Consider the following 12,206-nt stretch of genomic DNA (forward strand, 5'->3'; position numbering starts at 1 on the left):
GCCTGCCGGCATTGTAGCGCGCCTGCCGTTCAGGGAGCGGGCGATTGCGGCGCCGTGGCGGGCAGCTGCAGGGTGAAGGTGGTGCCGCTGCCGGCGCCGGTGTTGCTGGTGGCGTCGATATGGCCGCCCAGCACGCCCGTGACGATGTTGTGCGCCACATGCAGGCCCAGGCCAGAGCCGCCGGAACCGAGCTTGGTGGTGAAGAAGGGGTCGTAGACGTGCGCCAGGTCGTCGGCGGCGATGCCCACGCCCGTGTCGGCGATGGACAGGGTGATCGTCTGCCCATCGTCGCTGCCGCGCGCCGTGATGGCGATGTTGCCGCCGCTGCGGCCCTCGAAGGCATGGCGCAGGCAATTTTCCAGCAGGTTGCTCAGCACCTGGCCCAGCGGGCCCGGATAGCTGTCCATGGCCAGGCCGTCCGGCACGTCCTGCGTCAGGCTCAGGCCGGCGGCCTTGAGCGGCGTGGACATGGGCAGCATCAGTTCGGCGACGAACTGGCGCAGCAGGAAGTGGCGGCGCTGCGAACTGGCGCGGTCGACGGCGATCTGCTTGAAGCTCGAGACCAGGTCGGCGGCGCGCTGCAGGTTGCGCAGCATGATGGCGTCCGCCTCGCTGGCCTGGGTCAGGTAGGCGCCCAGTTCGGAGCGGCGCAGGCCGTCGAGGAAGCTGGCCTGGATTTCGCGCGTGCGTTCGGCCATGGTGGTGGCCACCACCAGGCCGTTGCCGATCGGCGTATTGAGTTCATGCGCGATGCCGGCCACCAGCGCGCCGAGCGCGGCCAGCTTGTCGCGGCGCACCAGTTCTTCCTGCGTGATGGACAGGTTTTCCAGCGCGGCGGCCAGTTCGAGGTTCGTTTGCTCCGAGTGTTCCTTGGCCTGCGTCAAGGCCGCCGTGCGTTCGGCCACCAGCTCTTCCAGGTGGGCGCGGTGGCGCTGCAGCTCGCGTTCGTGGCGCATGCGGCCGATGGCGATGCCGGCCAGGTCGGTCGCCGTGTCGATCAGTTCCAGGTCGCGCGCGTCGGGCTGGCGCACTTCGCGGTAGTACATGGCGAACGAGCCGAGCACGGCGCCATCCTGGCCGAAGATGGGGCGCGACCAGCAGGCGCGCAGGCCGAACGGCGCGGCCAGCTCGCGGTAGGGCGCCCACAGCGGATCGCGCATGATGTCGGTGACCACCACCGGTTCGCGCAGGAACATGGCGGTGCCGCAAGAGCCCACGCCAGGGCCGATGGCCACGCCTTCGAGCAGGGCCATGTACTCGGGCGGCAGGCTGGGACCGGCCGCGCTGTGCATGTGGATGCCGTCATCGTCGAGCAGCATGATGGAGCAGAGCACGCCGCGCGACTGGCCTTCGATCAGCAGCAGCAACTGGTTCAGGGTGGGGATCAGGGGCGCACCCTTGGCGACCATTTCCAGCAGTGTGCTCTGGCCCGCGCGCATGGCTTCGGCGAGGTTGCGTTCGGTCAAGTCGATGATGCGCGCATGCACGAGCTGGCGGCCCGGCACGGACAGGCGCATCAAGCGGATTTCGCAGGCGATCGGGTGGCTGTCGCGGTGGCAGCAGCTGGCGCGGAAGACGACGATCTTGCCTTGCAAGGTATCGCGGATCTTTTCTTCCAGCAATTGCGGCGAGGCGCTGCCATCACTCTGATGCCTGGGGAACAGGGGCTCCATGCCGCCTTGCAGCAGCTCGGCCAGCGGCATGCCGAACAGTTCTTCGGCCAGGTGGTTGGCGTCGATCAGCAGGCGGTTGTCGATATCGAACAGCAGCACGGCGTCGGGCGAACCGGCCAGGATGGAGTGGTAATTGACTTCCAGCGTTTGCGGATGCAGGGGGCGCGGTGGCGTGGCGGGAGCGGCGAAGGGGCGGGCGGCTGGCGCCTCGGCCTTGTGCAGCGCCAGTTCCATGAGGATTTTTTCCGCCACGTCGCGCGCATTGAAGGGCATCTTGATGTAGTCGCTGGCGCCGGCGCCCACGCTGCGGCCCTGTTCCTCGGCGCTGGGAGTGGCCGACATCAGCAGCAGGGGCACGCCGTGGCGTCCGCCCGCATTGCGCAGGCGCATGCAGGTGGCGCCGATATTTGTGCCCGCCAGCGCCGCGTCGAGCAGGATCAGATCCGTGCCGCCGGCCGCCAGTTCCACGCCTTCGTCGATATCGCCCGCCAGTCCCGTGCCCAGGTTATGCCGGTCCAGCACATACAGCAGTTCGCGCACATCATTCGGCGAATTGCTGACCAGCAGCACATTGGCCCGGTCGGTGATGGAGGAAATCAACTGGTTCATGGTGTCGCGCCCTTACGCGGTTCATGGGCCTAGTATTACATCAAGGCAAGTAGGAGTAAACGATAATTCTTGATGACCAAAAGCAATCTGTTCAAGCCGCTTTTTGCGCTGCCGGCGCCGCTTCCAGGGCCGCGCGCGCCTGTTCGATGCGCGGGTAATTATCCTCGATCCAGTCGACCAGCACGGCCAGGCGCTCGGCCGCCTCGCGTCCCAGCGGCGTCAGGCTGTATTCCACCTTGGGCGGTATCACCAGATACGCCTGGCGCAGCACGAAACCGTCGCCCGCCAGCGCTTCCAGGGTTTGCGCCAGCATTTTTTCGCTCACGCCGCCCACTTCGCGGCGCAGTTCGCTGAAGCGCCGCGTGCCGCTCAGCAGCAGTACCAGCACCAGCACGGCCCAGCGGCTGGTCAGGTGGCTGAGCACGGCGCGCGACGGGCAGGCCGCCGCCAGCAGGTGCGCCCCCTGGTTTTGGCGGGCGAGGGCGGTGCGCAGGCTGGCGCCAGGAGTGTCTGTGGACATGATAGTTGGACCTGTAAATGTAGATTTCATTCATACTTACCAAAAGGTACGTACTTACAATAAGTAAGCAATAGTCCTATTATAGGGTTTTACCACCTACGTACCAAGGAGAAATCATGATCGTCATCACCGGCGCCACAGGCAATCTGGGCCAGCACGTCATCGCCAGCCTGCTCACATCCATCCCCGCAGCCAATATCATCGCCGCCGTGCGCAACCCGGCCAAGGCCGCCGGCCTGGCCGCCCAAGGCGTGCAAGTGCGCCAGGCCGATTACAACGATGGCGCCAGTCTCGATGCGGCATTCAAGGGTGCAACGAAGATCCTGCTGATTTCGTCGAGCGAAGTGGGCCAGCGCGCGCAGCAGCACCAGAACGTCATCGATGCGGCCAAGCGGGCCGGCGTGGCCTTGCTGGCCTACACCAGCGTCTTGCGTGCCGATACGTCGCCGCTGGGCCTGGCCGCCGAGCACGTGATCACGGAAGCGGCCATCCGCGCATCCGGTCTGCCGTACACTTTCCTGCGCAACGGCTGGTACCTGGAAAACCATACGGAACACCTGGCGCCCGTGCTCGAGCATGGCGTCGTGCTGGGCGCGGCGCAAAACGGCCGCTTCTCGTCCGCCGCGCGTCTTGACTACGCGGCGGCGGCCGCCGCCGTGCTGACGGCGCCCCAGCCGCAAGCCATCTATGAACTGGCTGGCGACGACGGCTTTACCCTGGCCGAGTACGCGGCCGAAGTGGCGCGCCAGTCGGGCAAGGCGATTGCGTACAAGGATATGCCGCAGGCGGACTTCAAGGCGGCGCTGGTGAGCGTGGGTGTGCCGGAAGGGTTTGCCGACCTGCTGGCCGACTCCGATGCGGGCGCGGCCAAGGGGGGCCTGGAAGACAATGGCAAGCAATTGAGCGCGCTGATTGGCCGTCCGACGACGAGCCTGTTTAACGCCGTGAAGGCGGCGCTGGCCAAATAAGGGAAAGGGCCGCGGCAGCGCGGCATCTTGAAATGAAAAAAGCCGCAAACTCGTGAAAGTTTGCGGCTTTTTTGCGAATTAGGTAATGGTGCCCACGAAGGGACTCGAACCCCTACACCCGAAGGCACATGGACCTGAACCATGCGCGTCTACCAATTCCGCCACGTGGGCACTGATGCTGCTTGTTGCTGTATCTCACTACTGTACTGCGGACTACAACGACAACAACTCGTTGCTGGTGGTGCCCACGAAGGGACTCGAACCCCTACACCCGAAGGCACATGGACCTGAACCATGCGCGTCTACCAATTCCGCCACGTGGGCATTGTGCTGCTTGTTACTACTATCTGCTACTTTACTGCGGATCACAACAATCGACAACTTGTTGCTGGTGGTGCCCACGAAGGGACTCGAACCCCTACACCCGAAGGCACATGGACCTGAACCATGCGCGTCTACCAATTCCGCCACGTGGGCATTGTTACTGCTTGCTGCTTGTCGCTGCATGTTCTGCAGCGAGGACAAAATCATAAGGGCTGGCGTGCATTCGGTCAATCAACATTTTGCACTTTTCTTCAAGAAACATGTTTTTTCGCCTGAAAACGGCTGTTCCCTATGAAAAAAGGTTAAATCTGCCTCTTTTTTCAGCGATTTCCCGCAGCTTGCTGTCGGTGGGCGTGCCGTGCTGCCTGGTTGTCGCAGCGTGGCCAGCTGGCGGGAGGGGAGGGAGTTTTCGTCGCGGAAATGAAAAAAGCCGCAAACTCGTGAAAGTTTGCGGCTTTTTTGCGAATTAGGTAATGGTGCCCACGAAGGGACTCGAACCCCTACACCCGAAGGCACATGGACCTGAACCATGCGCGTCTACCAATTCCGCCACGTGGGCACTGATGCTGCTCTATTACTTGTCGCAAAATAACTTCGCAACAATTCTGCTATTATAACGGCTTGAAGAGTTTTGCGCCAGATGAGCTTTCGCTCCATACTGCACATCAACCCTGTACCGCTTTCCTGCAACTGCATTCCCGTGAAGGTTTGTCGCTGCAAGAGACCGAGATTATAGAGCAATATTTGCCGAAGTCAAATGCATTGCGCAGCTTTTCTCCTTTTTTTCATCGGCGGGGCACTTGTTCGGTTTCCGCTACGCTGTCCGTTAGGCAAACCAAGGCGTCCTCCGGTACACTACCGGACATCACCGTGTCAATATTGACGGTGATGTCATCGGTCTTTGTCTTCCGTTTGATCACTGTCAATAACAACTATAGAAATACTTTTGAGCCAAAATACCCACACCATCCCCAGCCGGGAGGACATTCTCGGCATATTCCGCAGCGTCAACGCGCCTCTCGACCCGCAGTCTCTCGGGAAAACGCTGCAAGTGCATGCCGATTCCATGGATGTCCTGGTCCGTCGCCTGAAGGCGATGGAGCGCGACGGCCAGCTCAAGTCTGACGCCAGCGGTGTTTTCAGCCTGGCCGACCAGAGCGCGCTTGTCGCCGGTCGCGTTACCAGCCACCGTGACGGCTTCGGCTTTGTCATTCCCGACGACGCCAGCGCCGACCTGTTCCTGCCTGAGAAAGAAATGCAGAAAGTGCTGCATGGCGACAAGGTCATGGCCCGCATCGTCGGCACGGACCGCCGCGGCCGCCCGGAAGGCACGATCGTGGAAGTCACCTACCGCGCCAATACCCATGTCATCGGCCGCCTGATCCAGGAAAACGGTACCTGGGTCGTGGCGCCGGAAGACCAGCGCATCGGCCAGGACATCCTGGTGACCGGTTCGGTGGGCAAGGCGAAGGCCGGCCAGATCGTCAGCGTCGAGCTGACCGAGCAACCGATGCGCTTCAAGCAGCCGGTCGGCAAGATCGTCGAAGTGCTCGGTGCGCTCGATGATCCCGGCATGGAAATTGAAATTGCCGTGCGCAAATTCAACGTGCCGCACATCTTTTCCGCCGCCGCCCTCAAGCAAGCTGAAAAGCTGCCCTTCGAAGTGCGCGCCGCCGACCTGAAAGACCGTGTCGACCTGCGCGACGTGCCTTTGGTCACCATCGATGGCGAGGACGCGCGAGATTTCGACGATGCCGTGTATTGCGAGCCCGTCAAGATTGGCCGCGCCAACTGCTTCCGCCTGATCGTGGCGATTGCCGACGTCAGCCATTACGTGAAGCCGAACGACGCGCTCGATGCCGATGCGCTCGAACGCAGCACGTCCGTCTACTTCCCGCGCCGCGTGATCCCGATGCTGCCGGAAAAACTGTCGAATGGCCTGTGTTCGCTGAACCCGGCCGTCGACCGTTTGACCCTCGTCTGCGACGCCGTCGTCAGCGACAAGGGCGAACTGAAGGCTTACCAGTTCTACCCGGCCGTGATCCATTCGGCCGCGCGCCTCACGTATGACGAAGTCGCCGCCGTGCTGGGCAACACCAAGGGACCCGAAGCGGCACGCCGCGCGGACATCCTGCCGCACCTGCAAAACCTGGAGGCCGTCTACCGCGCCTTGCTGAAAGCACGCACGGAGCGGGGCGCCATCGACTTCGAGACGACGGAAACGTATATCGTCTGCAATAGCGCCGGCAAGATCGAAAAGATCATCCCCCGCACGCGCAACGAAGCGCACAAGATCATCGAAGAGTGCATGCTGGCGGCCAACGTCTGCGCGGCGGATCTGTTGCTGCGCAACAAGCATCCCGGCACCTACCGCATCCACGCCAGCCCGACCAAGGAAAAGCTCACGCAAGTGCGCACCTTCCTCAAGCAAGTCGGCCTGAACCTGACGGGCGGCGACACGCCATCGGCATCCGATTACCAGACCCTGATGCAGCAGATCAAGGCGCGTCCCGACGCGGCCCTGCTGCAAACGATGCTGCTGCGCTCGATGCAGCAAGCCGTCTACAGCCCGGACAATATCGGCCACTTCGGCCTGGCGTACGAGGCATATGCCCACTTCACCAGCCCGATCCGCCGCTATCCCGACCTGCTGACGCACCGCGCCATCAAGGCCATTTTGCAAGGCAAGAAATACGAGCCGAAGCTGTCCGAGAAGACCGTGCTGAACACGAACGTGTCGAACGCCACGCGCAAGCAGCAAGCGAAGGACAAGGCCGACGGCAAGCCGAAGAAGACGGACCTGACGATCTGGGACGCGCTGGGTGTGCATTGCTCGGCCAACGAACGCCGCGCCGACGAAGCGTCGCGCGACGTGGAAGCCTGGCTGAAGTGCTACTTCATGCAAGACAAATTGGGCGAAGAGTTCACCGGCACCATCACCGGCGTGACCACCTTCGGCGTCTTCGTGCAACTCGATACCCTGTTTGTCGAAGGCCTGGTGCACGTCACCGAGCTGGGCACCGACTACTTCCAGTACGACGATGCGCGCCATGAATTGCGCGGCGAACGCACGGGCAAGCGCTACCAGCTGACCGACCGTCTGACGGTGCAAGTGGCGCGTGTCGATCTGGAAACGCGCAAGATCGACCTGCGTTTGGTTACCGATGCGGAACTGGCGGGCGAAGATGCGCCAGCCAAGCCGAACGGCGCCGGCAAGCGCAAGGGCGAAAAGAAATCCATGGTCAAGCCCGGTCCTGCGACCGAGCAGCGCCATGAGATCAAGGCCAGCGTCAACAACGGCGGCAAGGCCGGCAAGGGTTCCGGCGGCCGTTCCAATGGCGCCAAGGCGCAAGCCAAGCCTGCAGCCAAGGCGGCGCTGAAGGAAGCCCCGAAGGCCGCCGAACCTAAGCGCAGCAAGAAACCAGCCGCGGCACCCGCTGCGGCGGCACCACGTGCAGCAAAAACTGTATCAAAATCAAGCAAGAACAAGCGATAAAAGAAACGATAACAAATGAAGAATAAAATGATTTTCGGCTTCCACGCCGTCACCTCGCGTCTGCGTCATGAAGCGTCGTCCGTGGAAGAAATTTTCGTCGATGCCAGCCGCGTCGACGGCCGCATGAAGGACATGATCGCCGCCGCCAAGGCTGCCAACGTGCGCGTCATGCCTGTCGACTCGTCGCGTCTGGACAAGATCGTCGGCACGCGCCGCCACCAGGGCGTGATCGCGTTTGCCTCGCAACTGTCGCTGGCGCGCAATCTCGATGAACTGCTGGACGCCATCGACGGCCCGCCGCTGCTGTTGATTCTCGACGGCATCACCGACCCGCACAACCTGGGCGCCTGCCTGCGCGTGGCCGACGGCGTCGGCGCACATGCCGTGATCGTGCCGAAGGACCGCGCCGTGGGCCTCAACGCCACGGCCGCCAAGGTCGCCAGCGGCGCCGCCGAAACCGTCCCGTACATCACCGTGACGAACCTGGCGCGCACCATGCGTGAACTGAAAGAGCGGGGCATCTGGCTGATCGGCACGTCCGACGACGGCGAAAAAGGCTTGTACGAAGCCGATTTCACGGGCCCGACGGCCCTCGTCATGGGTTCCGAAGGCGAAGGCATGCGCCGTTTGACGCGCGACACCTGCGACATCCTCGTCAGCATCCCGATGTTCGGCTCCGTCGAGAGCCTGAACGTATCGGTCGCTTCCGGCGTCTGTCTCTACGAAGCCCGCCGCCAGCGCATCGCGAAAGAAGGCTAAAAATTTTGTAGCGCTTCTTTGATATGCCGCCGCCCTTGAGGCGGCGGTTGTTTATCTGCCTCCCCGGCAGCACGCCGCCGAATACGCTACCATTTGCGTTCCACCTTATTCATTGTCATTATGTTCCACCACCTGCGCGAAGATATCAACAGCATCATTGAACGTGACCCTGCCGCCCGCAATGGCTGGGAGGTGCTGACCTGTTATCCTGGCCTGCACGCCATCGTCATGCATGGCTGGGCGCACTGGTGCTGGACGCGGCACCTGAAGTGGGTAGGTCGCTTCATCTCATATATCGCCCGCATCATCACGGGCATCGAGATCCACCCGGGCGCCGTCATCGGCCGGCGCGTCTTCATCGACCATGGCTTCGGCGTGGTGATCGGTGAGACGGCCGTCGTCGGCGACGACTGCACCATCTACCAGGGCGTGACCTTGGGCGGCACCTCGCTGCACAGTGGCGCCAAGCGCCATCCGACGCTGGAGCGGGGCGTCATCGTCGGCGCCGGCGCGCAGGTGCTGGGCAGCTTCACGGTGGGCGAGTACGCCAAGGTGGGTTCGAACGCCGTGCTGCTGAAACCCGTGCCGTCCGGCGCCACGGCCGTCGGCAACCCCGCGCACATCGTGCAAAAGGATGTCAGCGCCCTGCGCGAGGGCAGCACGGCCCATTTGTTCGCCGCGTATGGCGTCACGCCCAACGGCGACGATCCGCTGTCGAAAGCCCTGCAAGGCTTGATCACGCATGCCGTGGCACAGGAACAGCGCATCGAAACCATCCTCGCCACCCTGAAGGCGGCGGGCATCTGCTGCCAGGGCGTGCCCGAGTGTGATAAATTCGATTCCGAGCAAATGAACAAGCTGGTTGATTAAGGATACAGGCATGACTACAGACGCAAACGCAGCAGAAAAAAGCAGCGACAATCCCAATCTGCTCGACCCCTTCGAGATCCGCGTGCTGGCCGTGCTGGCCGAAAAGGAAGCGCTGACGCCGGACAGCTATCCGCTGTCGCTGAATGCCTTGACGAACGGCTGCAACCAGCTGTCCAGCCGCGACCCCGTCATGGCCCTGTCCGAAGAAACCGTCTACGACGTGCTGCAGCGTTTGATGCAGCGCAAGTTCGTCAACGGCATCACGCAGGCGGGCGCGCGGGTCGCCAAGTACGAACACCGCATGCGCATCAAGTGGTCGCTGGAACAGGACAAGCTGGCCATCCTGACGATATTGATGCTGCGCGGCTTGCAGACGGCGGGCGAGATCCGCAGCCGCAGCGGCCGCGTGCATGAATTCAAGTCCGTGGCGGAAGTGGAATCCGGCCTGCAATTCTTGATCGACAAATACCCGCCGCTGGTGGCCAAGCTGGCCGTCGCGCCCGGCGCCAAGGAACCGCGCTACGGCCATCTGCTGGGCGGCGAAGAGGCGCTGGCGCAGATCGAGACGGCGGCAGGTTTTGCGGGCGCCGTCAGCGCGCCGCAGCAGGGCAGCAGGGTGGCCCAGCTGGAACAGGAAGTGCTGCAATTGCGCAGCGACTTCGATGGCCTGGCGGCGCAGTTCGAGGCTTTCCGCAAGCAGTTCGAATAATTTCCGGGCACGCGCCTATTGGGCTTGCGGGTCGAAATAGGCGGTCCAGGTCAGGCTGGAAGCGGCAAGGCCCTGCGCCTTGCCAAATTGCGCCATGGCCTTGCGCGGTTTTGCTAGTCCCGCCAGGGCCACACCCAGGTTGTAATGGGTATGACTGTCCGTCGAACCGAGCTTGAGCGCCGATTCCAGTACGTTGACGGCCTCCCTGTACTTGCCCTGGTCGCACAGCACGGCGCCCAGGCAAGTGATCAGGGCCGTGTCTTGCCGGGCCGCTTGCAAGGCGCTACGCAACACGGCCTCGGCTGCCGCCATGTGCGCCTCCCATTGCCCGGCATCGCCTTCGGCCAGCTGGATATGCGCCCTGCTTGCGGCGATGGCGTCCATTGCCGCCTTAGCCAGGCCAGGCGGCGGAATTGCTTCCGGTTTCATAATCGACGCTGGCGGTAAAATCCCAGTCATCGGTGTCGCGCCCTGTCTTCCCGGACCAGGCCTCGGGAGCGACGCTCAACAGTTCTTCCAGCCACTTGTCCGTTTGATCGGGCATCAGCGTGGGGTCGGCCAGTACGCTGTCATACGTGGCCTTGCCCGAGCCGACGACGAAACAGCGCGCATACAGGAAACCGTCATCCGACTTTCCTGAGTTACCGGCATGGTCCGCAAACACCTTGCCATCGAGCTGGTACAGTGCCTGAGCCAGGCACTCCTCGAAGCCCTTGATGTCCTTGACCGGCAACTCGGCGAGCGCTTCGGTCAATGGTTCCACAGCGGCATCGGCGTCGCCGTCTTCCAGGGCTTCACGGTCGATTTGTTCTATCAGCTGCCAAAATTTTTCTTCGTTCATTGTTTATTCCAGGTAAATAGTCTATCGATACTGAAAGAGAGCAGGCATGCAATTCCCTTGGCGCGATGCGTCCCGTCTGTGCATCTTGAGCTTGTTTAGAATATCATCTTGCCCGAATGCCAAGCGCACAGTTTCCCCAAGTAACTCTTTGTAATCAACACCGCAAACAATTCGACCAAGCGTCCTTCCCACATGACTTTTTCCTTCCTGTGCCGCTCCTGCGGCGAGACCCACACGGGCATGCCCAGCTTCGGTGCCGATGCGCCGTGGCTGTACCAGCAGATGGCGCCCGCCGAACGCGAAGCGCGCTGCCAGCTCGACAGCGACGCTTGCATCGTTGACGAAGCGCACTGCTTCGTGCGCGCCACCCTCGACATCCCCGTGCATGGCGCGGATGAGCCATTCAGCTGGGGCGTGTGGGTATCGCTGAGCGGCGACAGCTTCGATGCCTGGGACGCCTGCTTCAACGATGCCAAACGGGCGCACATCGGCCCCTTCTTCGGCTGGCTCAGCACGCAGCTACCCGTGTATCCCGCTACCCTGAACCTGAAGACCCGTGTGCACCTGCGCGACGATGGCATGCGTCCGGCCATCGAGCTGGAACCGACCGATCACCCGCTGGCGCTGGAACAGCGCGACGGCATCACGGCAGAGCGGGTGGCCGAGCTGTATGCGCAGCTGATGCATGGCGATTGACAGGCCCGGCTTTTCAGCCCCTCCCTGTCGGTCCGCGCACGTTTCCGGTATCATTCGGCATGAATACTATTTCCTTCCAACCGTTTGTTATTGGTGTCGCTGGCGGAAGCGGCAGTGGCAAGTCCACCGTATCCCAACAAGTGCTGGCGTCCTTTGGCGCCGACATGGTCTCGGTCGTGATGCAGGACGACTACTACTGCGACCAAACCCATCTCTCCCCTGAAGTGCGCAGGCAGCAGAATTACGACCATCCGCAGGCGTTCGAGTGGCCATTGCTGGTGCAGCACATCCAGGCCTTGCGCAATGGCGAGGCGATCGAGATGCCCGAGTACGACTTCACGCTGCACAACCGCTCCGACAGGACCATCTTGGTCAAGCCGGCGCCGGTGATCGTGATCGAAGGCCTGTTTGCCCTGTATGACGAAGACTTGCGCAACATGATGTCGCTGAAGATCTTTGTCGACACGGCCTCCGACGTGCGCTTCATCCGCCGCATGCAACGCGATATCACGGAACGCGGCCGCTCGGTGGAAAGCGTCATCGAGCAGTACCTGGAAACCGTGCGCCCGATGCACAAGCAATTCATCGAGCCGACCAAGCGCAATGCCGATGTCATTTTGCCGCATGGCGCCAACGGCCCCGCGGTCGACATGATCACGGCCAAGGTGGCCAGCGTCATCGGTCAATTGAAACCGGCCGATTGAAACCGGCCGGCTGAAGCAGGCTGACGCAGCCCGCTGC

11 protein-coding genes and 4 tRNA genes are annotated in these 12,206 nt (G+C 62.4%); 7 read left to right on the forward strand and 8 right to left on the reverse strand.

The features are described from left to right. Positions 1 to 29: 29 nt before the first annotated feature. Together O3297_RS02600 and O3297_RS02605 are read right to left on the reverse strand one after the other, a co-directional pair. Positions 30 to 2,282, reverse strand: coding sequence for an ATP-binding protein (locus O3297_RS02600; RefSeq protein ID WP_034778171.1), 2,253 nt, complete (start codon positions 2,280 to 2,282; stop codon positions 30 to 32). A gap of 91 nt (positions 2,283 to 2,373) precedes the next feature. Continuing rightward, entirely contained in the window at positions 2,374 to 2,802 is a 429-nt protein-coding gene (locus O3297_RS02605; protein WP_034778174.1) for a helix-turn-helix domain-containing protein, read from the reverse strand. A gap of 116 nt (positions 2,803 to 2,918) precedes the next feature. On the opposite strand from O3297_RS02605, the gene O3297_RS02610 reads away from it, so the two are divergent. Next, positions 2,919 to 3,770 (forward strand): SDR family oxidoreductase, encoded by an 852-nt coding sequence (locus O3297_RS02610; protein ID WP_151094199.1) that lies wholly within the window; start codon positions 2,919 to 2,921, stop codon positions 3,768 to 3,770. Positions 3,771 to 3,856: 86 nt separating this feature from the next. Here the strand turns inward: O3297_RS02610 and O3297_RS02615 are convergent. The 4 genes from O3297_RS02615 to O3297_RS02630 all read right to left on the reverse strand — a co-directional run bounded on the left by O3297_RS02615 (position 3,857) and on the right by O3297_RS02630 (position 4,653). After that, a tRNA-Leu gene (locus O3297_RS02615) sits at positions 3,857 to 3,941 on the reverse strand. A gap of 68 nt (positions 3,942 to 4,009) precedes the next feature. Next, positions 4,010 to 4,094: transfer RNA gene (locus tag O3297_RS02620), tRNA-Leu, on the reverse strand. A 68-nt stretch (positions 4,095 to 4,162) separates the two neighbouring features. Continuing rightward, a tRNA-Leu gene (locus O3297_RS02625) sits at positions 4,163 to 4,247 on the reverse strand. A gap of 321 nt (positions 4,248 to 4,568) precedes the next feature. After that, a tRNA-Leu gene (locus O3297_RS02630) sits at positions 4,569 to 4,653 on the reverse strand. Positions 4,654 to 5,040: 387 nt separating this feature from the next. On the opposite strand from O3297_RS02630, the gene rnr reads away from it, so the two are divergent. The 4 genes from rnr to O3297_RS02650 all read left to right on the forward strand — a co-directional run bounded on the left by rnr (position 5,041) and on the right by O3297_RS02650 (position 9,928). Next, a complete protein-coding gene (gene rnr / locus O3297_RS02635) occupies positions 5,041 to 7,590 on the forward strand; it encodes a ribonuclease R (protein ID WP_305047658.1) in 2,550 nt (849 codons plus the stop codon). Positions 7,591 to 7,605: 15 nt separating this feature from the next. Beyond that, positions 7,606 to 8,349, forward strand: a complete 744-nt coding sequence (gene rlmB, locus O3297_RS02640) for a 23S rRNA (guanosine(2251)-2'-O)-methyltransferase RlmB (protein WP_034784003.1) — start codon at positions 7,606 to 7,608, stop codon at positions 8,347 to 8,349. Between the two features lie 120 nt (positions 8,350 to 8,469). Next, positions 8,470 to 9,219: a serine O-acetyltransferase gene (gene cysE, locus O3297_RS02645; RefSeq protein ID WP_070280435.1), complete on the forward strand. Its 750-nt coding sequence runs from the start codon at positions 8,470 to 8,472 to the stop codon at positions 9,217 to 9,219. Between the two features lie 10 nt (positions 9,220 to 9,229). Next, positions 9,230 to 9,928, forward strand: coding sequence for a YceH family protein (locus O3297_RS02650; protein ID WP_034784005.1), 699 nt, complete (start codon positions 9,230 to 9,232; stop codon positions 9,926 to 9,928). A gap of 15 nt (positions 9,929 to 9,943) precedes the next feature. Here O3297_RS02650 and O3297_RS02655 read toward each other — a convergent pair whose 3' ends face one another. Both O3297_RS02655 and O3297_RS02660 read right to left on the reverse strand, forming a co-directional pair. After that, the gene (locus tag O3297_RS02655; RefSeq protein ID WP_305047659.1) at positions 9,944 to 10,312 is read right to left on the reverse strand and encodes a tetratricopeptide repeat protein; all 369 of its coding nucleotides are present in this window, start codon (positions 10,310 to 10,312) and stop codon (positions 9,944 to 9,946) included. A gap of 7 nt (positions 10,313 to 10,319) precedes the next feature. Further along, positions 10,320 to 10,769 carry a DUF4240 domain-containing protein gene (locus O3297_RS02660; protein ID WP_099387235.1) on the reverse strand — a complete coding sequence of 150 codons (450 nt, stop codon included), beginning with the start codon at positions 10,767 to 10,769 and terminating at the stop codon, positions 10,320 to 10,322. Between the two features lie 192 nt (positions 10,770 to 10,961). Between O3297_RS02660 and O3297_RS02665 the strand changes: the two genes are divergently transcribed. Continuing rightward, positions 10,962 to 11,465, forward strand: a complete 504-nt coding sequence (locus O3297_RS02665) for a DUF2199 domain-containing protein (RefSeq protein ID WP_305047661.1) — start codon at positions 10,962 to 10,964, stop codon at positions 11,463 to 11,465. A gap of 59 nt (positions 11,466 to 11,524) precedes the next feature. Beyond that, a complete protein-coding gene (gene udk, locus O3297_RS02670; protein WP_305047662.1) occupies positions 11,525 to 12,169 on the forward strand; it encodes a uridine kinase in 645 nt (214 codons plus the stop codon). Positions 12,170 to 12,206 lie beyond the last annotated feature (37 nt).

Origin of the sequence: Janthinobacterium sp. SUN128 (genome assembly GCF_030587275.1) — a bacterium.
GTDB classification, from domain to species: Bacteria; Pseudomonadota; Gammaproteobacteria; order Burkholderiales; family Burkholderiaceae_D; genus Janthinobacterium; species Janthinobacterium lividum.

Bases quoted from the DNA above. Each gene is read 5' to 3' on its own strand.
- udk (WP_305047662.1), top strand. From the start codon at position 11,525: ATGAATACTATTTCCTTCCAACCGTTTGTTATTGGTGTCGCTGGCGGA.
- O3297_RS02660 (WP_099387235.1), bottom strand. From the start codon at position 10,769: ATGAACGAAGAAAAATTTTGGCAGCTGATAGAACAAATCGACCGTGAA.
- cysE (WP_070280435.1), top strand. From the start codon at position 8,470: ATGTTCCACCACCTGCGCGAAGATATCAACAGCATCATTGAACGTGAC.
- O3297_RS02605 (WP_034778174.1), bottom strand. From the start codon at position 2,802: ATGTCCACAGACACTCCTGGCGCCAGCCTGCGCACCGCCCTCGCCCGC.
- O3297_RS02665 (WP_305047661.1), top strand. From the start codon at position 10,962: ATGACTTTTTCCTTCCTGTGCCGCTCCTGCGGCGAGACCCACACGGGC.
- O3297_RS02600 (WP_034778171.1), bottom strand. From the start codon at position 2,282: ATGAACCAGTTGATTTCCTCCATCACCGACCGGGCCAATGTGCTGCTG.
- O3297_RS02655 (WP_305047659.1), bottom strand. From the start codon at position 10,312: ATGGACGCCATCGCCGCAAGCAGGGCGCATATCCAGCTGGCCGAAGGC.
- O3297_RS02650 (WP_034784005.1), top strand. From the start codon at position 9,230: ATGACTACAGACGCAAACGCAGCAGAAAAAAGCAGCGACAATCCCAAT.
- rlmB (WP_034784003.1), top strand. From the start codon at position 7,606: ATGAAGAATAAAATGATTTTCGGCTTCCACGCCGTCACCTCGCGTCTG.
- O3297_RS02610 (WP_151094199.1), top strand. From the start codon at position 2,919: ATGATCGTCATCACCGGCGCCACAGGCAATCTGGGCCAGCACGTCATC.